The organism is Gordonia zhenghanii, from assembly GCF_021738965.1.
Classification (GTDB): domain Bacteria; phylum Actinomycetota; class Actinomycetes; order Mycobacteriales; family Mycobacteriaceae; genus Gordonia; species Gordonia zhenghanii.
In genome coordinates this window covers 1-24252 of the sequence record NZ_JAKKOQ010000006.1, presented here as the reverse complement: position 1 = coordinate 24252, position 24252 = coordinate 1, and the positions used below count along the sequence as shown (strand labels likewise).

Below are 24252 nucleotides of genomic sequence, written 5' to 3'. Positions count from 1 at the left end.
CCGCCTCGGTCAGTCGAGGGTCGCCTGAATCCTGGACGCAGCCTGCTTGTACTCGGCCACCAGTCCGGAGATCATCTCTTCGACGGGCAGGATCTCATTGCAGCGGCCCACGATCTGACCTGCGGGCATGGCGACGACCTCGGGGTCGGCTGCCTGCGAGATACGCGCGTGAGCCTCGCCGACCAGCAAGTTCTGCAGCGGCATCGGAAGCGGTTCGGGCGCCCCCTTCGCGTCCCATGCGTCGGTCCACTTCGTCTTGAGCAGCCGGGCCGGCTTACCGGAGTAGATGCGCCGCCGAACGGTGTCGCGCGACGTCGCAGAGAGAAGGGCCTGCTGGACGGTGGACGGGCCGTCGCCGGTGGCGCCCAACTCGTACTCGGCCGCCGTCAGCCAGTAGGTGCCCATCCACACGCCCTGTGCGCCGAGCGCGATGGCGGCAGCCATCTGCCTGCCGCTCCCGACCCCTCCTGCGGCGAGGACGGGGGCGGTGTCGCCGAGCGCGTCGACGAGTTCGGGCCACAGGATCATCGACGTGACCTCACCGGTGTGACCGCCGCCTTCGTACCCCTGCGCGATCACGATGTCGACGCCCGCATTCACGTGACTGAGCGCATGTTCCTTAGCTCCCGCCAGTGCGGCAACCTGCACGCCGTTCTCGTGCGCGAGCCCGATGACGTCTTCGGGCGGCGAGCCGAGCGCGTTCGCGATCAGCTTGATCTGCCCGTACTTGCGCGCATGCTCCATGGCGATGTCGACGTGCGAGCGGGCCACCGAGTGCAGCCACCCGAGGACCCCGGTGTTCACGCGGTCGCCACCGTCCGGCAATTGCGGGACGCCGAGGTCGTCGAGCGTCCGCTCCACGAACGCGCGATGCTCGGGCGGAATCATCGAGTCCAGGTCGACCTTGGACCCTTCGGTCGGGATCTTTGCAGGCATCACGACGTCGACACCGAACGGCTTGCCGTCGGTGTTCTCATGCATCCATTCGAGGACTTCGTCGAGCTCCTCGGCCTCGTTGAATCGCACGCACCCGAGCACCCCGAGGCCGCCTGCTCGGCTGATCGCCGCAGCGACGTGCGCGCTCGGCGTGAATCCGAAGATCGGGTATTCGATACCGAACTTCTCGCTGAGGTCAGTCTTCATTCTTGTGTCCTTACATTCGCTACGGGCTTGAGTGACTACGGGGCTTGATTGATGCACGTCGGTACGGCGGACATCGCTACAGGGCCTCGTCGGGCTGCCGGTCCGATGCCACCTCGGCTGCCCACCGATAGTCGGGTTTTCCTGCGGGCGAACGCTTGAGTTCATCGACGAACCACACACTGCGCGGAACCTTGTATCCGGCCAGGTCCGAGCGAACCACCTCGCCGAGTTCCGCCAGCGTCGGACGGGCGCCGCTACGCGAGGCGATCACGGCTGCGACGCGTTGCCCGAACCGTTCGTCGGGGACACCGACGACGCTCACGTCGAAGACGTCGGGATGCGACTTCAGCGAGGCCTCGACCTCTTCGGGGAACACCTTCTCGCCGCCCGTGTTGATCGACATCGACCCGCGGCCGAGCATCGTGATGGTTCCGTCTGCTTCGATGCGCGCCGAGTCACCGGGCAGCGAATAGCGGATGCCGTCGTATTCGACGAATGTCTCGGCGCTCTTGGCAGGCGCGTTGTGATAGCGCAGCGGAATGTGACCGGACCGGGCGAGAAGGCCGGCCTCGTCGTCGCCCGGTTGCAGCCGTGTCCCGTCCTCACGCAGCACGTGCGTGTTCGGATCGGCTTTGACCGTCGGCGCGCCGACTCGGCTCTGCCCCTTGACCGCCATGCCCATGCCGCCGAACCCGGTCTCGGACGACCCGATCGCGTCGATGACGACGGCATTCGGGAACTTCTCCAAGTACCGCTCTTTGACGGCGGGCGAGAACAGCGCGGCAGACGAGGCGACGGACACGACGGTCGACGTGTCGTAGTCGCCGGCCTCAAGCGCCTCGATCATCGGGCGCCCCATCGCGTCTCCGGTGATGAAGACGACGTTCACCTTGTGCTTCTCGACGGCCGCCCACACTTCGGCCGCATCGAAGTCGGGGTAGACGACGGCTTTGCCGCCCGCGAACAGGGACTGGAAGATGGCCCACTGGCTGCCGCCGTGGATGAACGGCGGGATCGGGAATCGGACGAGTTGACCGCCCGCGGCCCCGGTCTCGGCGTGCTCCCACTCGCTCTCGACCGGTCGGCCCGAGTACCAGTCGATCCCGCCGCCGAGGACGCGCCACACATCTTCTTGACGCCAGACGACACCCTTCGGCTTCCCGGTGGTTCCGCCGGTGTAGAGCATGTACAGGTCGTCGTCGCTGCGCTCGGTGAAGTCGCGCTCGCGAGACGATCCGGCGATCGCCTCCTCGTAGTCGACGACGGCCACGCCGTCCCGCTCGTCGAGCCCTGGTTGTTGGTCGGTCGGAGCCGAGACCACCACCCGTGCGACCACCTCGTGCGGCGATTTCGATAACACGTTGCAGACGCGTTCGGTGTAGCGGCCTTCGTGGATGAGCACCTTCATCCCGGAGTCGGTGATGATGTGCTCGAGTTCGGGCTCGACGTAGCGGTAGTTGACGTTCACCATGACCGCGCGGATCTTGAAGATGGCGATCATCGACTCGACGGATTCGATGGTGTTTCTGCTGTACAGACCGACTCGATCGCCGGGTCCGACACCGAGTTCGGCGAGTTGGTGAGCGATCGCGTTCGACCGCTCCTCCATCTGGGTGTAGGTCCGGGACTCGTCCCCTGATTCGAGGGCGACTCGGTCGGGCATCAGGTCGACGGCGTGCTCGATGAGGTCCGCGATTGTGTAAGCCATGCGTCAAAACTAGAACGTGTTACTGTCCGTGGCAAGGCATGGCACGAGACCGGAGGAATCAATGTCCGAACAGACCACCGCCACCGCAGCACCGGAATGCCTCGTCGAGAAGCGGGGCCACGTCCTGATCGTGACGATGAATCGTCCACAGGCACGCAACGCACTCTCCGCCGAGATGATGGCGATCATGGAGCAGGCATGGGACCAGGTCGACGCAGATCCGGAGATCCGGGCGGCCATCCTGACCGGCGCAGGCGGCTACTTCTGTGCGGGGGCCGACCTCAAGTCGATGAACAAGCAGGCCCCCGGCGACAAGTTCACCCAGGGCGGCTGGGACCTGACCCGACTGCCCGCACTCCTCAAAGGCCGTCGTCTCACCAAACCGCTGATCGCAGCAGTCGAGGGACCTGCGATCGCAGGCGGTACTGAGATCTTGCAGGGAACCGATATCCGCGTCGCAGGCGAGAGTGCGAAATTCGGTGTGTCGGAAGCGAAGTGGGGACTCTTCCCATTGGGAGGCAGCGCCGTCCGCCTGGTTCGGCAGATTCCGTACACCGTCGCCGCCGACATCCTGTTGACCGGCAGGCACATCACCGCGGCCGAAGCCGAGCGGTACGGACTGATCGGCTATGTGGTCCCGGACGGCACGGCACTCGACAAGGCGCTGCAGATCGCCGACCAGATCGCGGCGAACGGACCGCTGGCGGTCCAGGCGATCCTCAAGACCATCCGCGACTCGGAAGGCCTGCACGAGGAGGAGGCGTTCAAGATCGACGCCGAACTCGGCGCCGCCGTCTTCAAGTCGGCCGACGCGAAGATCGGCCCCCGCGCGTTCGCCAACAAGGAGAAGCCTTCGTTCACCGGCGAATGAAATTGCGGACGCGGTCCGTGATCGAGGCCTTGACATCGATTTTATTAGCGGCCAGTCTCTAATACATGGAGTTCGAACTCGCCAGTCAAGTCCTGCACGCGCAGCCGTTCAGCGAATTGCTCGGCGCGCGTCTCACGGCATTCGGCGACGACCGCGCCGTTCTCGAAGTGCCCGTCGACGACCGACTCCGCCAGCAGTACGGTCTCGTCCACGGCGGCGTTCTCGCCTATCTCGCTGACAACAGCATCACCTTCGCCGCCGCGATCGGCCTCGGACCAAGCGTATTGACCAGTGGATTCACCATCGATTACGTGTCCAGCGCCCGAGATGGCTCCGTACTGCGGTCGACGGCCGAACTCGTGCACTCCAGCCGCCGTAAGGCGACGGCTCGATGTCGGATCGAGGTCGTCGACGACGCGGGTGAAACGAAGCTCTGCGCCGTGGCGCAGGGCACCGTCCTGGCGACGTCGACCGCAACGTGACGTGGGCCGCCGTCCTAAGTTCAGCACCAACGACCTCCTAGACGCGGCACTGCAGATCGCAGTCGACGAGGGGCCCGCCGCCGTCACCGCCGCGGCCGTCGCCCGGTCGACCGGCGCCCCCTCCGGTTCGGTCTACCACCGCTTCGCGGGGAGCGACGAGATCCTCGCACGACTCTGGATACGCACGATCGCCGAGTTCCAAACGGGCTTCGTGGACGCGCTGGCAGACACCGACACCGCGGCGGCGGCGGACGCCGCGATCGCTTACGTCTTCGACTGGTGCGGCGCGAACCCAGGCAAGGCCCGACTGCTTCTGACGTTCGACGAACGTGGGATAGACCGTCGCGCACCGCACACGGTCGCCGCCGAACTCCGCGAACGCAACGCCACCGCGCGCGCGGCGCTGGAAGACTGGGCGCGCCGCCACTTCGACAAGCCCGGTCCCGAAGAGTTCGACCGAGCGATGTACGCACTCGTCGACCTTCCGTACGGAGCAGTCCGCAGGCACCTTCCCGACGGCAGACCTCGACAGTGGCTGCGAGACTCCGTCACTGCGACCGCACGAGAAGTGATCTCGTCGACGGATTGACTGCCGGACGACGCCCTGCCGCGCATCACCCCGAGGCCTACAATCCGGTCATGGAGATCACGCTCCCGACCGATTGCGGGAATGCACCCCGGATAGGGATAGTCACCGAGATCGTCACCGCGTGGGCCAGCGGCGACGGACAGACAGTGTCGACTTGGATGTCCGAAGACGTCACCTGGACAGTCGTCGGCGACGTGACTCACGAGGGCAGAGATGCGGCGGTCCACGCGTGCCAGGGCACCTCGGCCCGAAGCCTGGAGATCGCAGCCGTCATCACTCACGGGCGCCTCGCCGCCTGCGACGGATTCGTCGAGACGGAGTCGGGGCGAGTCTCGTTCAGCCATGCCTTCAGATTCGCGGGAGCTGCCAAATCTGCCACGGTCAAAGAGCTCCGCAGCTACTGCATCCGAGCGATGCACTGACGTTCCGGACCGCGCGCGACGGTCAGACCAGTCCGGCCAACTCCCGAATCGTCTGCACGTCCCGAGCCGTGACCATCAGCGTTGTGACGCCGGCCCTCTCCCACGCACCGATCTGTTCGCGAACCTCGTCCCGGGTGCCGACGAGCATCGTCTCGCGGACCATCTCGTCGGGCACGGCGGCGACGGCCTCGGCCTTGTCACCAGACCGGAACAGACGTCCGACCTCGTCGACGACCTCGCCGTACCCCATCCGACGGTACAGGTCAGCGTGGAAGTTCTTCTCCTTCGCGCCCATGCCGCCGACGTAAAGGGCGGTCGACGGACGATACCGTTCGATGGCCGCCGGAACGTCGTCGGTGATGACGCACTGCGCGTTCGCAGCGATCTCGAAGGTCGCACGCGACCGGCGGGCGCCCGGTCGTGCGAAGCCTTCGTCGAGCCAGGCGTCGAACATGCTGGCCAGTCGCGGCGTGTAGAAGACGGCGAGCCATCCATCGGCGATCTCCGCAGTCTGCGCGACGTTCCGCGGCCCTTCTGCGCCGAGCCAGATCGGAATGTCGGCGCGCAGCGGATGGGTGATCGACTTCAGCGGCTTTCCCAGCCCGGTGACGCCGGTCCCGTCGGCCAGCGGGAGTCGATAGTGCGGCCCGTCGCTGGTGACGGGCGCTTCACGCGCGAGTACGTCCCGCACCACCTGCACGTATTCTCTAGTCCGCGCGAGTGGCTTGCCGAACGACTGCCCGTACCAGCCTTCGACCACTTGCGGACCGGAGACGCCGAGCCCGATCACGTGCCGTCCGCCCGAGAGGTGGTCGAGCGTCAATGCCGCCATCGCCAGTGACGTCGGAGGTCGCGCCGACAGTTGCGCCACCGCAGTCCCCAACCGCACGCGTGCGGTCTGCGACCCCCACCAGGCGAGAGGGGTGTAGCAGTCCGACCCCCACGACTCCGCGGTGAACACCGAATCGAAGCCCTCGCGCTCGGCTGCGAGTACGAGTTCAGCAGCGTTCTCGATGGGATCCGCACCCCAATATCCCAGCTGTAGACCGAGTTTCACGCGCGCACCTTTCATCGAAGACTCATCGAACCCTTGCCCAGAATACTAGAACGTGTTCTAGTTAGGAGGTGACTACTAGTGCCCAACATTCGAGTCCCGAAGTGTCGGTGCCCGCGCCCGAGTCGGAGATCCTATCCGCGGACCTGACCAACACCTTCGATTACACGAGGTCGCTCGGCCCCGTGCTCTCCCAGTTCGCACTCGCCCTCCGAGACGGCCGCATCGTCGGCAGTCGCGGGTCCGACGGCCGAGTGAGCGTGCCGCCGAACGAGTTCGACCCCACGACCGGATCGGCGACGACCGACATCGTCGAGGTCTCGCCGGTCGGCACAGTCGAGTCCTGGTCCTGGCAACCGTCTCCGTCCGACGTACAGCCGCTCGACCGGCCGTTCGCGTGGGCGCTGATCCGCCTCGACGGCGCCGACACGTCGCTGCTGCACGCGGTGGCCGCCGACTCGCCCGATCAGATGAGCACCGGAGCACGGGTGCACGCTGTGTGGCGCGAAGTGCGCACCGGACGGATCGACGACATCGGCCACTTCTCGCTCGGCGACACCGCCGAGGCCGCAGTGCCGGCAGACGGGGAGTCGATCGCCGACGACGCAGGCAACGTGATCGTCACGACGCCGATCGGCATGACGATCTCCCATTCGGCCACCGAACAGGAGTCCTGGTACCTCGAAGGACTCAAGGCGGGCAAGCTCATCGGCGGCCGCGTCGCGACCGGCGAGGTCTACTTCCCACCACGCCAGGCGAGCCCGGCCGACGGCTCACCGACTGTCGACCGCGTCGAACTGTCGGACACCGGAACGATCACGACGTTCTGCATCGTCAACGTGCCGTTCCTCGGTCAGCAGATCAAACCGCCGTACGTCGCCGCCTACGTGCTGCTCGACGGTGCCGACATCCCGTTCCTGCATCTGATCCTCGACACCCCCGCCGAGGACGTTCGGATGGGCATGCGCGTCAAAGCCGTCTGGCGCCCGGAAGCCGAATGGGACCACACGCTACGCAACGTGAGTCACTTCGCTCCGAACGGCGAACCGGACGCCGACTTCGAGTCGTACCGAAACCACCTGTAGACCTGCGAAAGGAGTCGACCGAACCATGAGTACGGATTTCCCGCGGATCGCAGTCGTAGGGTTCGCCCACAGCGCCAACGTCCCGCAGACGCACGGCACCACCAATGGTGTCGAGATGCTCATCCCCTGCTTCGAGAAGCTGTACGCCGACCTGAACATCAGCCGCACCGACATCGGATTCTGGTGCAGCGGTTCATCGGACTATCTGGCCGGGCGGGCGTTCTCGTTCATCTCGGCGATCGACGCGATCGGCGCCGTCCCACCGATCAACGAGTCGCACGTCGAGATGGACGCTGCATGGGCCCTGTACGAGGCGTGGGTCAAGATCGCGACCGGCGAAGTGGACCTCGCCTTGGCCTACGGTTTCGGCAAGTCGTCGGCTGGCGACATGGACATGACTCTGACACTGCAGACCGACCCGTACACGGTGGTGCCGCTGTGGCCGGGCGCGTCCTCACTCGCCGGACTGCAGGCTCGCGCAGGCATCGACGCCGGCAGCTGGACCGAGGCCGAGATGGCCGCCGTCGCCGCACGCACGAACAGCGCCGACGCCGATGAACTCCTGACTGCGCCGTATGTTCGAGATCCGTTGCGCGCGCATGACATCGCGCCGTATGCGGACGCAGGTGCCGCCGTCATCCTCGCTAGCGAGGAACGAGCCCGCGAGCTCGTCGACAACCCGGCTTGGGTCACCGGCTGGGATCACCGCATCGACACCCCGAACTTCGGAGCGCGAGATCTGACGCGCTCACCGTCGACGAAACTGGCCGCCGACACCGCATTCGGCGACCGCAGCCGTGATGTCGACGTCGCCGAGATCCATGCGCCGTACACGCATCAGGAACTGATCGTCCGACGCGAACTCGGGATCGGCGACAGCACGCGGATCAATCCGTCCGGCGGAGTGATGGGCGGGAACGCGCTGTTCTCCGCAGGCTTGCAGCGCATCGGTTACGCGGCGCACGCGATCCTGACCCAGGACGCCTGGACAGCCGTCGCGCACGCCACGAGCGGGCCGCTGCTGCAGCAGAACATGGTGCTCACGTTGGAAGGCGGGAACTGATGGGCCGCAATCGCGCCGCCGTGCTGGGCACGGGGCAGACCAAGTACGTCGCCAAGCGACATGACGTGACGATGGCCGGACTGTGCCGCGAGGCGATCGACCGGGCCCTGCAGGACGCTCAGGTGAGTCTCGACGACATCGATGCGATCGTCATCGGAAAGGCTCCCGACCTGTTCGAGGGGTCCATGATGCCCGAACTCGCGATGGCGGAGGCCATCGGCGCCGTCGGCAAACGACTGATCCGGGTGCACACCGCCGGTTCAGTCGGAGCGTCGACGGCGATCGTCGGGTCGTCGTTGGTGAGCAGCGGCGTGCACCGCCGCGTGCTGGCCGTGTCCTGGGAGAAGCAGTCGGAGTCGAATGCCATGTGGGCGTTGTCGATTCCTGTCCCGTTCACGATGCCGGTCGGCGCGGGTGCCGGCGGCTTCTTTGCCCCGCACGTACGCTCGTACATCAACAACTCGAAGGCTCCAGCTCACATCGGCGCGATGGTCGCGGCGAAGGACCGGAAGAACGGCTCCCTCAATCCGCTCGCCCATCTGCAGCAGCCGGACATCACTGTCGAGAAGGTCCTCGCCTCCCAGATGCTGTGGGATCCGATTCGATTCGACGAGACCTGCCCGTCGTCGGACGGTGCCTGCGCCGTCGTCATCGGCGACGAGGCATCCGCCGACGACGCACTCGCCGAGGGGCGTCCGGTCGCGTGGGTGCACGCAACGGCGATGCGCACGGAACCGCTCTCCTATTCGCATCGCAACGTGGTCAGCCCGCAGGCGGGGCGCGACGCCTCCGCCGCACTGTGGAAGGCCGCCGGGATCACGAATCCGCTCGAAGAGATCGATGCGGCGGAGATCTACGTGCCGTTCTCCTGGTTCGAACCGATGTGGTTGGAGAACCTCGGCTTCATGCCCGAGTACTCGGGATGGAAACTCACCGAGGCCGGTGAGACGGCTATCGGCGGCAGACTGCCAGTCAACGCCTCCGGCGGCGTGCTGTCGTCCAACCCCATCGGCGCGTCCGGAATGATCCGTTGTGCCGAAGCTGCCATCCAAGTGATGGGCAAGGGGGGCGCCCACCAGGTGCCGGACGTCCGGAAGGCGCTCGGTCACGCATACGGCGGCGGCTCCCAGTACTTCTCGATGTGGGTCGTCGGGGCGGACAAACCCTAGTCCGCACGCACCGACTGAACTAGACGAGCGGAGCCGAGATCATCGATCTCGGCTCCGCTCGTTCTCGTTGGGCTCGGCCGAGATGTCATTGAGAACCTATACTCCCGCACCGTTCGTCATCGCGTCCTCGACGGCCGTGATGAGGGTCCGAACTGCCGCGGCGACATCCTCGCCGGCTTCGGTCAGCCGATAGACGGGGTGCGCAGGCGAGTCCGCGGTACGGACGGCGAGCCCGTCGTCGCACAGGGTGCGCAGGGTCTGAGTGAGCATCCGATCGCTGATTCCCTCGATCTGCGAGCGGATCTCGCCGAAACGCTGCGGCCCGCTGTCCAGGCAGCCGAGGACCAGCGCGCCCCATTTCCCGGTGACGTGCTCGAACACCTGCCGCGACGGACACTTCTTCGCGAAGACGTCGTACGGCAGCACTGCGGAATCGGACACAAGATCAATGTACGCCTTCACTTGCGCTTACGAAAGGTAAGTGGTTCGATCGTTCTAGTTCGTTCTATTCAGGCGTTTCGCGAGAGCGCCCGCCCCCACACTCTCGGAGGAGAGCCACATATGAACCCGCTCAAACACGCACAGGGCCTGTCGACGACGATCGCCCGCGTCATTCTCGGCATCATCTTCCTGGCACACGGCTGCCAGAAGTTGTTCGTCAACGGCATGGACGCCACGTCCGCAGGCTTCGACATGATGGGCGCTCCGCTGCCCACGCTGTCCGCATGGGTCGCCGCGATCCTCGAGTTCGCGGGCGGCATCGCGCTGATCGCGGGCATCGCCGTCCCGCTGGTCGCGCTCCTCCTGATCTTCGACATGATCGGCGCCATCTTCATCGCCCACATCGACGCAGGCTTCTGGTCGTCCGACGGCGGCTACGAACTCCCCCTCGCCCTCATCGCAGGCCTGATCGCCATCGCGATTGCCGACCAGGGCGTCGCGTCCGTCGACTCCCACGTCGCGAAGAGATTCAAAAAGTAGGACAGCGTAACTCAACGCGGGCGCAGAGACTCCGAGGACAAACTGCGCCCCGCAAAGACAGCTCAGGACAAGAGCCCGACGCCGTTCGGTTGACGCCGAGCATCTGAGACTCAACAACTGATGCCCAAAGCGTGTGTCGCGGAATTGTTCGCCGCGCTCCCCGCAGCCCACGAGGCGCTAGCCGAGTCGGCGAGGACTGCGCGGCGGACAATTCCGCGACACACGCCTCACGCAACGCACAAGCGACGAAACAACAAGAGCCCGACGCCAACCGAATGGCGTCGGGCTCTTGTCACGAACCGAATCTAAGCGGGGCGCAGAGAAGACATCGTCTCTCCGACCTCCCAGAAGGCCCGCAACGCCACCAGGTCGCCGTTGCTGTCGGCCTTGTAGGTGAAGACCCCGTTCGCTTCGGAGATGTGTCCCGCGATGTGGGTGACGATCTTTCCGACGTACGCCACTTCGTCGCCGCAGATGATCTCTTTGTCGAAGGCGAAGTCAATCTTCTCGGTGGTGCCGATGGTCTTGTCCCAGAAAGCGGAAAGACCTTCGGCCCCACGGTGTCCGACGCCGTCTTCGTCGAACATCGACGGCCCTACCGGGTCTTCGACGACGGCGTTGGCGGCGAAGTTGGCGAGCCACGCGTCTTTATCGCGTGCGAGCACTGCGTCTCGCGAGCGACGCCCGGCGAGCACCGCCGGATTGTTCTCTCGATCGAGGTCGAGATACGACGGCAGTTCGTCAGCCATGCACCCTCACTTCGTCCCGTAGTCGACCTGAAGTTCCTTGATCCCGTTGATCCACCCGTGACGGAGACGGTTGGGGTCTCCGATCTTGGTGATGTCGGGGATGAGGTCGGCGATCGCGTTGAACATCAGGTTGATCTCCATGCGGGCCAGGTTGGCTCCGATGCAGAAGTGCGTTCCGTTGCCGCCGAATCCGACGTGCGGGTTGGGATCACGCGTGATGTCGAAGGTGTACGGATCGTCGAAGATGTCTTCGTCGTAGTTGGCGGACCCGTAGAACATGCCTACGCGCTCGCCCTTCTTGATGTCGACGCCGCCGAGGGTCAGATCGCGCTTGGCGGTGCGCTGGAAGCAGTTGACCGGGGTCGCCCAGCGGACGATCTCGTCGACCGCCGTAGCGGGCCGCTCCTTCTTGAACAGTTCCCACTGCTCGGGGTTGTCGAGGAACGCGTTCATGCCGTGCGAGATGGCATTACGCGTGGTCTCGTTGCCCGCGACGGTGAGCAGGATGAAGAAGAATCCGAATTCGGTCTCGTCGAGCGCGTGGCCGTCGATGTCGGCCTCGATCAGGGTGGTGACGATGTCGTCGGCCGGGCACTCGCGTCGCTTCTCGGCCATGTTGTAGCCGTACCCGAGGATCTCCATGTTGGCGGTCAACGCGTCCGGCTCGAAGTCGGGATCGTCGTAATTCATCATCGCGTTGGACCAGTGGAACAGCTTGGCGCGATCTTCTTCGGGGACGCCGAGCAGGTCGGCGATCGCCAGGAGTGGCAAATCGACGGCGATCTGTTCGACGAAGTCGCCCTTTCCTGCCGCTGCTGCCTCGGACACGATCCGGCGTGCCGCCTCGTCGAGGGTGTCCTCGAGTGCGTGGACCGCCTTCGGCGTGAATGCCCGCGAGACGATCTTGCGCATGCGAGTGTGCTCCGGCGGATCGTGATTGATCAGGAGCGCCTTGGTGGCGTCGAGTTGCTCCGGCTCCATCTCGTCGTCGAATCGCATGATGACGCCGTTCTCGGCCGCCGACCAGTCGTCGGCGTTCTTCGAGATCTCTCGGATGTCGTCGAGCCGTGACACCACCCAGTAGCCGCCGTCCCGGAAGCCGCCGCCCTTGCCTGGAAGTTGTGCGTTCCACCAGATCGGCGCGGTCTTGCGGAGCTCTGCGAACTCCTTGACCGGGATGCCCTGCTGCAAAAGATCGGGATTTGTGAAGTCCCACCCCTCTTGATGCATGAACGGGCAGCCGCCCGCCGATTCCTTCGACGCCCCCGTCTCAACGCTCTGCGCCTGGGTCACGTCATCACCTCATTTCGGAAGGTTGCGCGGGCCCCGCCTGAAACGAGAACCCGTTACAATTTGCTGTAGCTCACACTCTGCCACACTGGATAGACGTGAACAATAACTTGTTCTAGTTTTGGTGAAGATTAACGTCAAGAAAGGACTTTCGGCATGGGTGTACCGGTAATAGTCGAGGCGGCTCGCACGCCGATCGGCAAGCGCAACGGCTGGTTGTCAGGGCTGCACGCAGCCGAGCTACTAGGCACCGCGCAGCTCGGGGTCATCGAGCGAGCGGGAATCGATCCGGCTCTCGTCGAGCAGGTGATCGGCGGCGCGGTGATGCAGGTCGGCGAGCAGGGCAACAACGTCACGCGCACCGCGTGGCTGCATTCCGGGCTGCCGTGGCAGACCGGCGCCACCACCGTCGACTGCCAGTGCGGATCCGCACAGCAGGCGAATCATCTTGTGGCGGGACTGATCTCGGCCGGTGCGATCGACATCGGTATCGCCTGCGGCGTCGAATCGATGTCGCATGTGCCGCTCGGCGCGAACGTCGGCACTGACGCGGGCCCGCGTCGTCCTGAGTCGTGGAGCATCGACATGCCCAACCAGTTCGACGCGGCCGAACGCATCGCCGAACGACGTGGCATCAGCCGCGACGACGTCGATTCGCTCGGCGTGCGGTCACAGACGAACGCCAAGCGCGCCTGGGACGAGGGTCGCTTCGACCGCGAAGTCCTCACCGTCAAGGCGCCCGAGCGCACCAAAGAAGGCGAACTGACCGGCCAGATCCTCGACGTCGCACGGGATCAAGGTCTCCGCGAGACGACGCGTGAGTCGCTCGCTGCACTGAAGCCCGTGATGGAGGGCGGAATCCACACGGCGGGAACGGCATCGCAGATCTCGGACGGTGCGGCGGCGGTACTCATCATGGACGAGGACAAGGCACGCGAGCTCGGGCTGCGTCCCCGCGCCCGGATCAAGAGCCAGGCCCTCGTCGGAGCCGAGCCCTACTACCATCTGGACGGGCCCGTGCAGTCCACCGAGCGTGTCCTCGCCCGGAGCGGCATGAGCTTGGGCGACATCGACATCGTCGAGATCAACGAGGCATTCGCGTCGGTCGTGCTCAGCTGGGCGCAGGTCCACGGCGCCGACATGGACAAGGTCAACGTCAACGGCGGTGCGATCGCTCTCGGGCACCCGGTCGGCAGCACGGGGTCGCGGCTGATCACCACCGCGCTGCACGAGCTCGAACGCACCGACGGCGAGCACGCGCTGGTCACGATGTGCGCAGGCGGAGCGCTGTCGACGGCGACGATTCTCGAGCGAATCTGACCCGATGGATCCTAGTAACCGGCCCGCACAACTGGATTCGCCGATCGTCGGACGGCTCATCAAGTACGGGTCGCGGCTGAACACCGCTCTGTACCGGGCCACCGGAGGACGCCTGGGCGACAAATGGCGGGTCGGGGCCGCCATGCGCAGGCCGGTCCCCGTGTGTCTGCTGACGACCACGGGACGCAAGTCCGGCCAGGAGCGCACGGTGCCGTTGCTGTACCTGCGACACGGCGAGTCGATCGTGCTCGTCGCGTCGCAGGGCGGTCTACCCGCGAATCCCGCCTGGTTTCACAACCTGAAGGCCGATCCGGCGGTGCGGATTCAGATCGGTTCGGACACTGGCGATTACACGGCCCGCATCGCGGGGGACGCCGAGCGCGGCGAATTGTGGCCGAAGCTGGTCGAGTTGTATGCCGACTTCGACGCGTACGCGGCATGGACTGACCGGAGAATCCCGGTCATCGTCTGCGATCGCGCGTGAGCACGGTCAGGCCGGGGCGCCGAACAATCGCCCGCTGAACTCGAGCACGGCGCCGTCCTCGGTTCCCGCGACAAGGGAATCGCCGGACGGCGTCACTGCGAGAGACGTCAGCGGGCGGCCGGCGTCGACCACGCAGCGTCGCTTGTTCTTGTCGACGACGATCATCTGTCCCGTCGTCGTCGCGGCGGCGAGACGCCCGTCGGCCAGAATCGCCAGGTCGTCGACGACTCCGGGCCACGGAGCCGTCAGGTCCGCAGCGACCGACACGTCGGCGGGATCGTCGAGCGAGACGCGCAAGATCCGACCGCTCGCACTCGTGGTCATCCCGACGTAAGCGTCCCCGCCGACGATCGCCATTCCGTTCATTCCAGTCCCGTTCACGGTCGCATCGGGAGCCAGATTTCGCGGTGCACGCGCGGACCAAGCACGGTCGATCGTCCCGTCTCCTCGGACACGGACGACGCCGAGGTTCGAGTCCGCGACATACATCGTGCCCCGCTCGTCGAACGCAAGTCCGTTCGGCATGCCCAGCCCACGTGCCTCGACCCGAACCCGTTCCGGCGCAGCCGGATCGAATGAAACGACAGTGCCGCGAAGGGGCAGCCCGGGAATCATGTTGAGCGTGGTGTCACCCGACGTCGCGTACATCCGTCCGCCAGGCCCCAGACGGACCGCACCCGGAGAATCGATGTGGACGCGGGCGGTCGGACGGCCAGCTGTCTGCTGCGACGGCCCCGAACTGTACCGTTCGATCACGTTCCCGAGGACGCGGGAGACCCACAGGTCTCCGTCCGCGTCGAACCCGACGTTCTCGGCCCATGAGAGCACCGGCGTCGCAGCCGGGATCTTCACGTCGACCGATGCGTGAGCGCAGGACTGCGCTTGCGCGACGCCGAGTGTCGCATCCCGGACTACCGGAACTAGTCCGAGCGGAACGATTCCCACCAGCAGTCCTACGCTCGCAACTGTCGCACCCATGCGAATCCGCATCACATCTCCTCGCCGCTTTCGCTACAGAGTAGCGGCCAGAAAGGGAGAATCCCGCCGCACGAGTCGACTGTCAGTCGAATCGTGCGACGGGATCGGTGTGGGCGGTCTCCGGCTGCACCCGGCCACATTCTGAGCGCAGCGGAGACGATCACCCTACTGAGCGCTCGAGACCCTCCCAGAACTGAGCGCGCAGGGCTTTCTTGTCGGGCTTGCCGAGTGCCGTGAGTGGCAGAGAGTCGGCGAAGACCACGCGTTTGGGCGACTGTACCCCGCCTTTGCGCTCTTTGACTGCCGCTTGAATCTCCTCGGCGATCCGGCCGGTTGCAGCGTCGGACCGGTCGGCGTCCGATCGCAGGACGACGACGGCGGTCACCGCTTCGCCCCACTTCTCGTCGGGCACCCCGATCACCCCGACCTGGGCGACCGCCGGGTGCTCGGCGACGACGTCCTCCACCTCGCGGGGGAACACGTTGAATCCCCCGGTGACGATCATGTCCTTGGTCCGGTCGACGATGAACCAGAATCCGTCCTCGTCCTCCCGCGCGACGTCGCCGGTGTGCAGCCAACCGTCGGAGAACGTCTCGGCCGTCTGCTCGGGCAGTCCGAGGTAGCCGCCTGCCAGGAGCGGCCCGGACACGCAGATCTCACCGGGCTCGCCCGGCGCGACAGGCTCTCCGTCGGGGCCTGCCAGTTTGGTTCGCAAGAACGCCGACGGCCGACCGCAGCTACCGAGCCTGGCCTGATCGTGCTCGTCCTTGCGGAGGTACGAGATCACCATCGGCGACTCGGACTGACCGTAGTACTGCGCGAAGATCGGACCGAACCGGTCGATGGCCTCTGCCAACCGGACCGGGTTGATCGCCGACGCACCGTAATAGACGGTCTCCAACGACGAGAGGTCCCTCGTGCGGGAGTCGGGATGGTCCATCAGCGCATAGATCATCGACGGCACCAGCATCGTCGCCGTGATCCGTTCCCGCTCGATCGTCTCCAACACCTCGGCCGGATCGAATTTGCTGAGCACCAGCATCGTGCCGCCCTTGATGAGGGTGGGCACGAAGAAGGCGGCGCCGGCATGCGAGAGCGGTGTGCACATGAGGAAACGCGGCCGCTCCGGCCACTCCCATTCGGCCAGCTGGATCTGTGTCATCGTCGACATCGCGCGCGCAGTCCCGATCACGCCCTTCGGCTTGCCTGTGGTGCCCCCGGTGTAGGTGATCGACACGACGTGCTCGGGGTCGAGAGTCTTGGCCGTCAACGTCTTTGCTGTGTAGCGGTCGGCCTCCGCGATCAGGTCGACGCCCACCTCGGCGAGTTCTGGTGGCACCGGTCCGAGCGTAAGGACCTGGGTGAGGCCGTCGACCTTCTCGAGCAACGCGACGGCCCGCTCCACGAACATCGGGACCGGATCGATGATCAGCGTGGTGACACCGGCGTCCGACAGGACGTACGCGTGATCGTCGGCCGATCCGAGAGGATGCAACGCCGTCCGACGCCATCCTTGCGTCTGCCCGGCGCCGACGACGAACAGCACTTCCGGGCGGTTCAACGCGAGGAGACCGACGGCCGTGCCGGTTCCCGACCCCAGGCCTTCGCACGCCTGGACGTACCGGCTGATCGCGTCGGCCATCTCGCGGCCGGTGAGCTCAGTGTCGCCCAGTTGCAGGACAGGGCTGTTCGCGTGCCGTTTGAGCGCGGCGACCATCAGATCGCCGAGGTGCACCGGGTTGTGCAGCAGTCGGTCGGCAGGCAGGTCGGTCTGTTCTCCACTCATCACACCAGACTAGAACGTGTTCTAGATTTGTGAAAGTGACTCGCCGAAACCCGTTGCCCCACACCATCGGCAGCGCCGCGAACTTACCCTTCGGTAGACCTGCCGGTAACAGAGAAGTCGTGCAACGATCGGTCTATGACTGATTTGGACCAGGCAACCACCCGTCGCGACATCACCGATGCATTGCTCACCGCCCTCGAGCGGCGTCACGAGGTTCTGGACACGATCGTCGAAGCCGACGACCGGGACTCCGCGGCCGCCGCGATCTCCCAGCTCCTCGGGAAGTCTCAGCTCGGAGCCGAAGCCGTCCTCAACATGTCGCTGCATCAGTTGACCAAAGAGGGACGCCGCAAGAACCAGAGCGAGCTCGACGATCTCAACCACGAGATCACGTTCACGCTCGCCGACCGACCGGCCAGCAGCGGCGATACGCTGAACCTGCGTCCGTTCTCCGCGAGCGACGACGCAGACCTGTTCACCGAGCGCACCGCTGAACAGGGCGTCGCGGGTGACGGCTCGGGCGCACCGGCCGGCGAGATCGGCGACGAGATCGCGCAAGGGGTCGGACGCGTCGACAACGAGGACGCTGTCTGGCTGGTCGCGGTCGAGAACGATGACAAGATCGGCATCGTCTTCGGGGAGCTCGTCGGCGGCGAAGTCGATGTCCGCATCTGGATCCGTCCGGAGAGCCGCAAGAAGGGTTACGGCGTGGCCGCACTCCGCCGTTGCCGTTCGGAGATGGCCGCCTACTTCCCCGGCGTCCCGATGGTCGTCCGCGCCCCCGGCGCGACCGCCTGACGGAACGCCCGCTCCCATAGCAGAATCGAGGCCCCGCACTCCGATTTCGGAGTGCGGGGCCTCGACTGCGCGAGCGTCGGTCAGCGGGCGCCGTACACCTTGACCGGATTCGGCGACTCGGCGACGAGCCGGGGTACAACGCTGGAGAGTTCACCCTGCTCCCACCGTGCACCGTTGTCGGCGGTCGCGGCGCGCTGCCAGGCGTCGAGAACAGTCACGACCCCGCCCTCGACCTCGAACAAGCGGCCGGTGACGTCACCGGCGTCGGCGGAGGCGAGCCACACGACGAGGGGCGAGATGTTCGCCGGGTCCATCGCGTCGAACGAGCCGTCTTCCGGCGCCGCCATCTGCTCGGCCATCTCGCCGCCTGCACCGAGCGTCATCTGCGTGCGAGCGGACGGTGCGATGGCGTTCACCGTGATCCCGTAGCCGCCGAGCTCGGTAGCCGCCTGAATCGTCAGCTCGGCGATGGCGGCCTTCGCTGCCGCATAGTTGCCCTGCCCGACCGAGCCGAAGATGCCCGCACCCGACGACGTGTTGACGATGCGTGCCTGCGGGGTCCGACCGGCCTTCGCCTCGCTGCGCCAGTACGCAGCCGCGTGCCGAAGCATCACGAAATGCCCCTTGAGATGCACTCGCACCACCGAGTCCCACTCTTCTTCACTCAATGACACCAACATGCGATCGCGCAGGAATCCGGCGTTGTTCACGAGCGCGTCGAGACGTCCGAACGAGTCGATCGCCTTCTGCACGATGCCCGCACCGGTGTCCCAGTCCGCGACGTCGCCCGCGGCGACCACGGCCTCGCCACCCGACTCGACGATCTCTGCCACCACGGACTCGGCGGAGTCGGCAGCGTAGTCGTTGACGACGACTTTCACGCCCTCTGCGGCGAATGCGAGAGCATGCGCGCGACCAATCCCCTGCCCGGCGCCCGTCACGATGACGACGCGAGCGGTACCTTCCGTTGATCGAGCGGAGTCGCCTTCCGCCGATCGAGCGGAGTCGTCTTCCGTTGATCGAGCGGAGTCGAGATCTCTTCCCTCTGTCACTGTTCAATCACTTCCTGTTCTGGCACTTGTAGGTTCGTCAGGCAGTTTCGTCAGACGCGGCTCGCGAACGGGCCGGACGTCTCACACCGCGTTGTCGGCGTTCGACGCCGAGAGGAACGCCGGCTTCTCGCCTCCACCGTGGACGGTGAGCGTCGAACCGGTGATGTAGGAGGCCAACGGCGACAGGAGGAAGGCCACGGCCCGACCTACGTCGACTGGCGACGCCAGCCTCCCCATCGGGATGGTCTCGCCGACAGCGGCGATCCCGGCGTCGTCTCCGTAGTGCAGGTGCGACAGTTCCGTCTGGACGGGGCCGCAGACGACGGAGTTCAACCGGACCGCCGGAGCCCACTCGACAGCCAGGGACTGGGTCAGGTTGTCCAGCCCGGCCTTGGCTGCTCCGTACGCCGACGTCCCGGGCGACGGTCGGTGACCGCTGACGCTCGAGACGTTGACGACGGCGCCGCCGTCCTCTTGCCTCGCCATCACAGCCTGTGCGGCGCGCGTAACGATCATCGGCGCGAGGAGGTTCAGTTCGAGAATCTTCTGCGTGAACCGGTCCGAGGCATCGGCCGCCAATGCGAACGGCGATCCGCCCGCGTTGTTGACCAGCCCGTCGAGCCGTCCGTGTCGAGCGACGACCGCCTCGATCATCGCAGCGACCGCATCCGGGTCTCGGACATCACACGAATGGAAGTCTCGGCCGTCGACAGGCTCGTCGGGAGGGCGGCGAGCACAGACGACGACAGTCGCCCCCAGCCCCTCCAGGACGTCGGCGATTCCTGCTCCGACGCCGCGAACGCCGCCGGTCACCAGGACCGTCGAACCTGCGATACCGAGATCGGCAGGCGTATGCGCTGTTTCACTCATGAGTGCTACCCTACCGGACAAGCAAGCATTTGCTTGGGTACTGCGGAATGTAAGGAGCAGGTGTGCCGATCACCACCGACCGCATCGAATCAGGCATCGTCACCGTGACCGTCGACTTTCCACCGGTCAACGCGCTGCCGAGCACAGCATGGTTTCAATTGGCCGACGACATTCGCGCCGCTGGCGACGACCCCGAGACAACCGTCGTGATCTTGCGGGCCGAAGGCCGTGGCTTCAACGCGGGCGTCGACATCAAGGAGATGCAGGAGTCGGCGGGTTTCGACGCGCTCGTCGCCGCCAACAAGGGCTGCGCCGCTGCGTTCTCCGCCGTCTACGACTGCGCCGTCCCGGTGATCGTCGCGGTCAACGGCTTCTGCGTCGGCGGCGGCATCGGACTCGTCGGCAACGCCGACGTGATCGTCGCATCCGACGATGCGGTCTTCGGGCTCCCCGAAGTCGATCGTGGAGCGCTCGGGGCCGCGACTCACCTCGCGCGACTCGTCCCGCAGCACATGATGCGGACGCTGTACTACACCGCGCAGAACGCGACTGCCGAGCAACTCGTCCACTTCGGTTCGGTGTACCGGGCCGTCCCTCGTGAGGAACTGCTCGACGCCGCACTCGACGTCGCCCGAAAGATCGACGCCAAGGACACTCGGGTGATCCGCGCAGCGAAGGCGGCGATCAACGGAATCGATCCGGTCGACGTCAAGACGAGCTACCTGCTCGAGCAGCGATACACCTACGAATTGAATCTGGCCGGAGTGAGCGACGAACACCGTGACGCGTTCGTCGAGACCGGCAAGCCGAAAGGGAACTGAGGAATGGGTTTTCGAGACAAGACGAGTTCGCTCGACGACGTCGTCGCCGAACTCCGCGACGGTATGACGATCGGGATCGGCGGGTGGGGATCTCGACGTAAGCCGATGGCCCTCGTCCGGGCGATCGCACGCAGCGACGTGAAGGATCTGACCGTCGTCACTTATGGCGGACCCGACCTTGGGCTGCTGTGTGCCGCGGGCAAGGTCCGCCGCGCCTACTACGGGTTCGTCTCCCTGGACTCCGCGCCGTTCTACGATCCGTGGTTCGCGAAGGCCCGGACCTCCGGCGCCATCGAGTCGCGTGAGATGGACGAGGGCATGGTCAAGTGCGGTCTGCAGGCTGCGGCCGCCCGCCTGCCGTTCATGCCGATCCGCGCCGGGCTCGGGTCCGCGGCATTCGACTTCTGGCAGGGCGAACTGAAGACAGTTCAGTCGCCGTACCCGGATGCGGACGGTCGCACCCAGACGTTGGTCGCGATGCCCGCGCTGACCCTCGATGCGGCTTTCGTCCACCTCGACGTCGCGGACGCCCACGGGAACGCCGCCTACACCGGCATCGACCCCTACTTCGACGGCCTGTACCTGGCAGCGGCGCAACGCCGCTACCTGGAGGTCGACCGCATCGTCTCCACCGAGGAACTGATGGCCGAGGCGCCCAACGAGCGTCTCCTCCTCAATCGGATGGACGTCGACCGGGTCGTCAGCGCGCCGAACGGAGCGCACTTCACATTCGCGGGCGCCTATCGCCGCGACGAGTCGTTCCAGCGCTTCTACGCCGAGTCCGCCGGCGACGAGCAGTCGTGGGCCGCGTTCCGGACGCGCTTCCTCGACGTCGACGAGGCCACGTACCAGGAGGAAGTCATCCGCTGGCACGCGGAGCAGGAGGAGAACAAGTGAGCACCACCGACATCACCCGCGCCGAGTACTGTGTCGCAGCCTGCGCAGACATCTTCACCGGATCCGGCGAGATCATGGCGTCGCCGATGGCGCCGACGCCCTTGATCGGCGCCCGTCTCGCGCGTCTGACCACCGAGCCCGACCTCCTCATCACCGACGGCGAAGCGCTGATCCTCGCCGACACACCTGCCGTCGGCCAGTCCGGCGCAGCCGAGGGGTGGATGCCGTTCCGCAAGGTCTTCGACGTCATCGGAGGCGGCCGCCGCCATGTCGTCATGGGCGCCAACCAGATCGACCGGTTCGGCAACCAGAATCTGTCTGCGTTCGGACCACTTCAACAGCCGACGCGCCAAATGTTCGGATTGCGTGGCGCGCCCGGCAACACGCTCGGACATCCGACCAGCTACTGGGTGGCTCGCCACTCCACACGCGTGTTCGTCGAGACCGTCGACATCGTGTGCGGCGTCGGCTTCGACAAGGTCGACGGCAGCAACCCGGCATTCGACTCGTTGAACATCCACCGCGTCGTCACCAACCTGGGTGTCTTCGACTTCGACGGCCCGGGACACACGATGCGGGCACGCTCGCTTCATCCCGGGGTGACGGCCGACGAGGTCGCCGAGAACACGGGATTCCCCGTCGCTGGACTCGAGGCCGCACCGGTCACCGAGACTCCGACCGACGAGCAACTCCGCATCATCCGCGATGTGCTCGACCCGAAGGCGACGCGCAACCGCGAGGTCAAATCGTGACCGCTCCCGCTCTGAGCACCCGGTTCACCGAACTCGCCGGAGTCAAGTACCCGGTGGTGCAGACCGGTATGGGCTGGGTCTCGGGACCGTCACTCACCGCGGCCACCGCGAATGCAGGCGGACTGGGGATCCTCGCATCGGCGACGATGACGTACGACGAGCTCGAGTTCGCGATCAAGAAGACGAAGACGTTGACCGACAAGCCGTTCGGTGTGAATCTTCGGGCGGACGCCACCGACGCAGCCGAGCGGGTGGACCTGCTCATCCGCGAAGGCGTCAAGGTCGCTTCCTTCGCGCTCGCCCCGAAGCCTGATCTGATCGCGAAGTTGAAAGATCATGGCTTGGCCGTCGTTCCGTCCATCGGAGCGGCCAAGCATGCGGTCAAAGTCGCCTCGTGGGGCGCGGACGCCGTGATCGTGCAGGGCGGTGAGGGCGGCGGCCACACGGGACCCGTCGCGACCACTCTCCTCTTGCCTTCCGTGGTCGACGCACTCGGTGGACCGGGCAAGACGTCGATTCCGGTGGTCGCTGCCGGCGGATTCTTCGACGGCCGGGGACTGGTGGCAGCGCTCGGCTACGGAGCCGACGGCGTAGCGATGGGCACTCGCTTCCTGCTGACGTCCGATTCGGCGGTCCCGGACAGCGTCAAACAGGAGTACCTGGACCGCACGTTGAACGACACTGTCGTCTCGACCAAGGTCGACGGGATGCCGCATCGCGTGCTCCGCACCCGACTCGTCGAGGCACTCGAGAGCGGTTCACGCCCGAAGGCACTCATCGCCGCAGCCCGCAATGCCAACGAGTTCAAGCAGATGACGGGCATGCGCTGGACCACGATGCTCCGCGACGGCGCCTCGATGCGCAAGTCCGGTGAACGGACCTGGCAGCAGATCATCATGGCAGGCAACACGCCCATGTTGCTGAAGGCAGGCCTCGTCGAGGGGAACACCGATGCGGGTGTGCTCGCTTCCGGTCAGGTCGTCGGAATGATCAACGACCTCCCGTCTTGTGACGAATTGATCCAGTCCATCATGACGCAGGCGCACGAGCGGCTCACCGCCCTGTCTGCCCTCCTCTGACTCGTCAGAGCACTTCAGCCCGGGTCGTCGTCGACGACCCGGGCTGTTTGCGCGACCAGTAAGAATGGGGCGTGCTCCGCTATAACGCACCACCCACGTTGATCGAGCGGCGTCCAGAACCGTCGTCAGGCTGGACCTCTCACCCACCAATCGCGTTGATCGAGCGGAGTCGAGATCCGCTGTACGCCAGGAGGTCTCGACTCCGCTCGACGAGCAGGGTGGGCGTGTACCGCTGTGAGGCCAGGACGCGGGCCCGCCGCCTCGGTTGATCGAGCGGAGTCGAGATCCGCTCTACGCCGCAGTGAGCCACAGCGCGGCCCGCCAACCTCGTTGATCGAGCGGAGTCGAGATCCGCCGTACGCACGAGGGTCTCGACTTCGCTCGACCGGCGGGGTGGGTGTCTTCTTCGTTGATCGAGCGGAGTCGAGATCCGCTGTACGCGGCAGTGAGCTACAAGCGCAAACCCGCCACCCTGTTGATCGAGCGGAGTCGAGATCCGTCGTACATACGAGGGTCTCGACTTCGCTCGACCGGCGGGTTGAGCGGCTTCTTCGTTGATCGAGCGGAGTCGAGATCCGCTGTACGCACGAGGGTCTCGACTCCGCTCGACCAGCGAACGGGGTTACGTGCCGCTGCGAGTTCTATAAGTGTGTAGATAGTGGTAGAGCCCCCAACACACGGATGTGTTGGGGGCTCTACGATGTTTAGTTCGGCGGTGTCCTACTCTCCCACACTGATTAAAGTGCAGTACCATCGGCGCTGGAGGGCTTAGCTTCCGGGTTCGGAATGGGGCCGGGCGTTTCCCCTCC

Annotated in this window: 25 protein-coding genes and 1 rRNA gene; 15 read left to right on the top strand and 11 right to left on the bottom strand. The window is 65.7% G+C overall.

Annotation, left to right across the window (positions count from 1 at the left end):
• Positions 1–9 precede the first annotated feature (9 nt).
• Together L5G32_RS06835 and L5G32_RS06830 are read right to left on the bottom strand one after the other, a co-directional pair.
• On the bottom strand, positions 10–1143 hold the full coding sequence (locus tag L5G32_RS06835) for an NAD(P)H-dependent flavin oxidoreductase (protein WP_237010286.1): 1134 nt from the start codon (positions 1141–1143) through the stop codon (positions 10–12).
• A 76-nt stretch (positions 1144–1219) separates the two neighbouring features.
• Complete coding sequence (locus L5G32_RS06830; RefSeq protein WP_237010285.1) at positions 1220–2851, bottom strand: acyl-CoA synthetase; 1632 nt, start codon at positions 2849–2851, stop codon at positions 1220–1222.
• A gap of 61 nt (positions 2852–2912) precedes the next feature.
• Between L5G32_RS06830 and L5G32_RS06825 the strand changes: the two genes are divergently transcribed.
• The 4 genes from L5G32_RS06825 (at position 2913) to L5G32_RS06810 (ending at position 5215) form a co-directional block, all read left to right on the top strand.
• On the top strand, positions 2913–3722 hold the full coding sequence (locus L5G32_RS06825; protein ID WP_237010284.1) for a crotonase/enoyl-CoA hydratase family protein: 810 nt from the start codon (positions 2913–2915) through the stop codon (positions 3720–3722).
• Positions 3723–3787: 65 nt separating this feature from the next.
• Positions 3788–4204 carry a PaaI family thioesterase gene (locus L5G32_RS06820; RefSeq protein WP_237010283.1) on the top strand — a complete coding sequence of 139 codons (417 nt, stop codon included), beginning with the start codon at positions 3788–3790 and terminating at the stop codon, positions 4202–4204.
• Between the two features lies 1 nt (position 4205).
• Positions 4206–4793 carry a TetR family transcriptional regulator gene (locus L5G32_RS06815; RefSeq protein WP_237010282.1) on the top strand — a complete coding sequence of 196 codons (588 nt, stop codon included), beginning with the start codon at positions 4206–4208 and terminating at the stop codon, positions 4791–4793.
• A 50-nt stretch (positions 4794–4843) separates the two neighbouring features.
• On the top strand, positions 4844–5215 hold the full coding sequence (locus tag L5G32_RS06810; RefSeq protein ID WP_237010281.1) for a nuclear transport factor 2-like protein: 372 nt from the start codon (positions 4844–4846) through the stop codon (positions 5213–5215).
• Positions 5216–5237: 22 nt separating this feature from the next.
• Here L5G32_RS06810 and L5G32_RS06805 read toward each other — a convergent pair whose 3' ends face one another.
• Entirely contained in the window at positions 5238–6272 is a 1035-nt protein-coding gene (locus L5G32_RS06805) for an LLM class F420-dependent oxidoreductase (RefSeq protein ID WP_237010280.1), read from the bottom strand.
• A gap of 68 nt (positions 6273–6340) precedes the next feature.
• Between L5G32_RS06805 and L5G32_RS06800 the strand changes: the two genes are divergently transcribed.
• From L5G32_RS06800 to L5G32_RS06790, 3 genes are read left to right on the top strand one after another with little or no spacing between them, the layout of a single operon-like run.
• Positions 6341–7354, top strand: coding sequence for a Zn-ribbon domain-containing OB-fold protein (locus L5G32_RS06800; RefSeq protein WP_237010279.1), 1014 nt, complete (start codon positions 6341–6343; stop codon positions 7352–7354).
• A 25-nt stretch (positions 7355–7379) separates the two neighbouring features.
• Positions 7380–8417, top strand: coding sequence for a thiolase family protein (locus tag L5G32_RS06795; RefSeq protein ID WP_237010278.1), 1038 nt, complete (start codon positions 7380–7382; stop codon positions 8415–8417).
• Positions 8417–9586, top strand: coding sequence for a thiolase family protein (locus tag L5G32_RS06790; RefSeq protein WP_237010277.1), 1170 nt, complete (start codon positions 8417–8419; stop codon positions 9584–9586). Before L5G32_RS06795 ends, L5G32_RS06790 begins: the two co-directional genes overlap by 1 nt.
• A 96-nt stretch (positions 9587–9682) precedes the next feature.
• Here L5G32_RS06790 and L5G32_RS06785 read toward each other — a convergent pair whose 3' ends face one another.
• Positions 9683–10027 (bottom strand): winged helix-turn-helix transcriptional regulator, encoded by a 345-nt coding sequence (locus tag L5G32_RS06785; RefSeq protein ID WP_237010276.1) that lies wholly within the window; start codon positions 10025–10027, stop codon positions 9683–9685.
• A gap of 120 nt (positions 10028–10147) precedes the next feature.
• Here L5G32_RS06785 and L5G32_RS06780 point away from each other — a divergent pair, with 120 nt between their 5' ends.
• Positions 10148–10567, top strand: a complete 420-nt coding sequence (locus tag L5G32_RS06780; RefSeq protein ID WP_237010275.1) for a DoxX family protein — start codon at positions 10148–10150, stop codon at positions 10565–10567.
• A gap of 305 nt (positions 10568–10872) precedes the next feature.
• Here L5G32_RS06780 and L5G32_RS06775 read toward each other — a convergent pair whose 3' ends face one another.
• Together L5G32_RS06775 and L5G32_RS06770 are read right to left on the bottom strand one after the other, a co-directional pair.
• A complete protein-coding gene (locus L5G32_RS06775; RefSeq protein WP_237010274.1) occupies positions 10873–11316 on the bottom strand; it encodes a nuclear transport factor 2 family protein in 444 nt (147 codons plus the stop codon).
• A 6-nt stretch (positions 11317–11322) separates the two neighbouring features.
• The gene (locus L5G32_RS06770; protein ID WP_372491648.1) at positions 11323–12609 is read right to left on the bottom strand and encodes a cytochrome P450; all 1287 of its coding nucleotides are present in this window, start codon (positions 12607–12609) and stop codon (positions 11323–11325) included.
• 153 nt (positions 12610–12762) lie between these two features.
• Between L5G32_RS06770 and L5G32_RS06765 the strand changes: the two genes are divergently transcribed.
• Both L5G32_RS06765 and L5G32_RS06760 read left to right on the top strand, forming a co-directional pair.
• Positions 12763–13926: a steroid 3-ketoacyl-CoA thiolase gene (locus tag L5G32_RS06765; RefSeq protein ID WP_237010273.1), complete on the top strand. Its 1164-nt coding sequence runs from the start codon at positions 12763–12765 to the stop codon at positions 13924–13926.
• 4 nt (positions 13927–13930) lie between these two features.
• Positions 13931–14410 carry a nitroreductase family deazaflavin-dependent oxidoreductase gene (locus tag L5G32_RS06760; RefSeq protein ID WP_237010272.1) on the top strand — a complete coding sequence of 160 codons (480 nt, stop codon included), beginning with the start codon at positions 13931–13933 and terminating at the stop codon, positions 14408–14410.
• A gap of 6 nt (positions 14411–14416) precedes the next feature.
• On the opposite strand, the gene L5G32_RS06755 is transcribed toward L5G32_RS06760, so the two are convergent.
• Both L5G32_RS06755 and fadD8 read right to left on the bottom strand, forming a co-directional pair.
• Complete coding sequence (locus L5G32_RS06755) at positions 14417–15400, bottom strand: SMP-30/gluconolactonase/LRE family protein (protein WP_237010271.1); 984 nt, start codon at positions 15398–15400, stop codon at positions 14417–14419.
• A gap of 148 nt (positions 15401–15548) precedes the next feature.
• Positions 15549–17174 (bottom strand): fatty-acid--CoA ligase FadD8, encoded by a 1626-nt coding sequence (gene fadD8, locus L5G32_RS06750; RefSeq protein WP_237010270.1) that lies wholly within the window; start codon positions 17172–17174, stop codon positions 15549–15551.
• A gap of 99 nt (positions 17175–17273) precedes the next feature.
• On the opposite strand from fadD8, the gene L5G32_RS06745 reads away from it, so the two are divergent.
• On the top strand, positions 17274–17972 hold the full coding sequence (locus L5G32_RS06745; RefSeq protein WP_265738794.1) for a GNAT family N-acetyltransferase: 699 nt from the start codon (positions 17274–17276) through the stop codon (positions 17970–17972).
• Between the two features lie 80 nt (positions 17973–18052).
• Here the strand turns inward: L5G32_RS06745 and L5G32_RS06740 are convergent, their stop codons facing one another.
• Entirely contained in the window at positions 18053–18916 is an 864-nt protein-coding gene (locus tag L5G32_RS06740; protein WP_308192024.1) for an SDR family oxidoreductase, read from the bottom strand.
• 189 nt (positions 18917–19105) lie between these two features.
• Positions 19106–19894 carry an SDR family oxidoreductase gene (locus L5G32_RS06735; RefSeq protein WP_237010267.1) on the bottom strand — a complete coding sequence of 263 codons (789 nt, stop codon included), beginning with the start codon at positions 19892–19894 and terminating at the stop codon, positions 19106–19108.
• Between the two features lie 62 nt (positions 19895–19956).
• On the opposite strand from L5G32_RS06735, the gene L5G32_RS06730 reads away from it, so the two are divergent.
• From L5G32_RS06730 to L5G32_RS06715, 4 genes are read left to right on the top strand one after another with little or no spacing between them, the layout of a single operon-like run.
• Positions 19957–20715 carry an enoyl-CoA hydratase family protein gene (locus tag L5G32_RS06730; RefSeq protein ID WP_237010266.1) on the top strand — a complete coding sequence of 253 codons (759 nt, stop codon included), beginning with the start codon at positions 19957–19959 and terminating at the stop codon, positions 20713–20715.
• Positions 20716–20718: 3 nt separating this feature from the next.
• Entirely contained in the window at positions 20719–21612 is an 894-nt protein-coding gene (locus L5G32_RS06725) for a CoA transferase subunit A (RefSeq protein ID WP_237010265.1), read from the top strand.
• Complete coding sequence (locus L5G32_RS06720) at positions 21609–22364, top strand: CoA-transferase subunit beta (RefSeq protein ID WP_237010264.1); 756 nt, start codon at positions 21609–21611, stop codon at positions 22362–22364. Before L5G32_RS06725 ends, L5G32_RS06720 begins: the two co-directional genes overlap by 4 nt.
• The gene (locus L5G32_RS06715; RefSeq protein ID WP_237010263.1) at positions 22361–23443 is read left to right on the top strand and encodes an NAD(P)H-dependent flavin oxidoreductase; all 1083 of its coding nucleotides are present in this window, start codon (positions 22361–22363) and stop codon (positions 23441–23443) included. Before L5G32_RS06720 ends, L5G32_RS06715 begins: the two co-directional genes overlap by 4 nt.
• 707 nt (positions 23444–24150) lie before the next feature.
• Here the strand turns inward: L5G32_RS06715 and rrf are convergent.
• Positions 24151–24252: ribosomal RNA gene (gene rrf / locus L5G32_RS06710) — 5S ribosomal RNA — on the bottom strand; the annotation flags it as partial.

Excerpts from the sequence above, each read along its gene's own strand:
- L5G32_RS06835 (WP_237010286.1), bottom strand. The coding sequence starts at position 1,143 with ATGAAGACTGACCTCAGCGAGAAGTTCGGTATCGAATACCCGATCTTC.
- L5G32_RS06830 (WP_237010285.1), bottom strand. The coding sequence starts at position 2,851 with ATGGCTTACACAATCGCGGACCTCATCGAGCACGCCGTCGACCTGATG.
- L5G32_RS06825 (WP_237010284.1), top strand. The coding sequence starts at position 2,913 with ATGTCCGAACAGACCACCGCCACCGCAGCACCGGAATGCCTCGTCGAG.
- L5G32_RS06820 (WP_237010283.1), top strand. The coding sequence starts at position 3,788 with ATGGAGTTCGAACTCGCCAGTCAAGTCCTGCACGCGCAGCCGTTCAGC.
- L5G32_RS06810 (WP_237010281.1), top strand. The coding sequence starts at position 4,844 with ATGGAGATCACGCTCCCGACCGATTGCGGGAATGCACCCCGGATAGGG.
- L5G32_RS06795 (WP_237010278.1), top strand. The coding sequence starts at position 7,380 with ATGAGTACGGATTTCCCGCGGATCGCAGTCGTAGGGTTCGCCCACAGC.
- L5G32_RS06790 (WP_237010277.1), top strand. The coding sequence starts at position 8,417 with ATGGGCCGCAATCGCGCCGCCGTGCTGGGCACGGGGCAGACCAAGTAC.
- L5G32_RS06780 (WP_237010275.1), top strand. The coding sequence starts at position 10,148 with ATGAACCCGCTCAAACACGCACAGGGCCTGTCGACGACGATCGCCCGC.
- L5G32_RS06775 (WP_237010274.1), bottom strand. The coding sequence starts at position 11,316 with ATGGCTGACGAACTGCCGTCGTATCTCGACCTCGATCGAGAGAACAAT.
- L5G32_RS06765 (WP_237010273.1), top strand. The coding sequence starts at position 12,763 with ATGGGTGTACCGGTAATAGTCGAGGCGGCTCGCACGCCGATCGGCAAG.
- L5G32_RS06760 (WP_237010272.1), top strand. The coding sequence starts at position 13,931 with ATGGATCCTAGTAACCGGCCCGCACAACTGGATTCGCCGATCGTCGGA.
- L5G32_RS06755 (WP_237010271.1), bottom strand. The coding sequence starts at position 15,400 with ATGCGGATTCGCATGGGTGCGACAGTTGCGAGCGTAGGACTGCTGGTG.
- fadD8 (WP_237010270.1), bottom strand. The coding sequence starts at position 17,174 with ATGAGTGGAGAACAGACCGACCTGCCTGCCGACCGACTGCTGCACAAC.
- L5G32_RS06735 (WP_237010267.1), bottom strand. The coding sequence starts at position 19,894 with ATGAGTGAAACAGCGCATACGCCTGCCGATCTCGGTATCGCAGGTTCG.
- L5G32_RS06725 (WP_237010265.1), top strand. The coding sequence starts at position 20,719 with ATGGGTTTTCGAGACAAGACGAGTTCGCTCGACGACGTCGTCGCCGAA.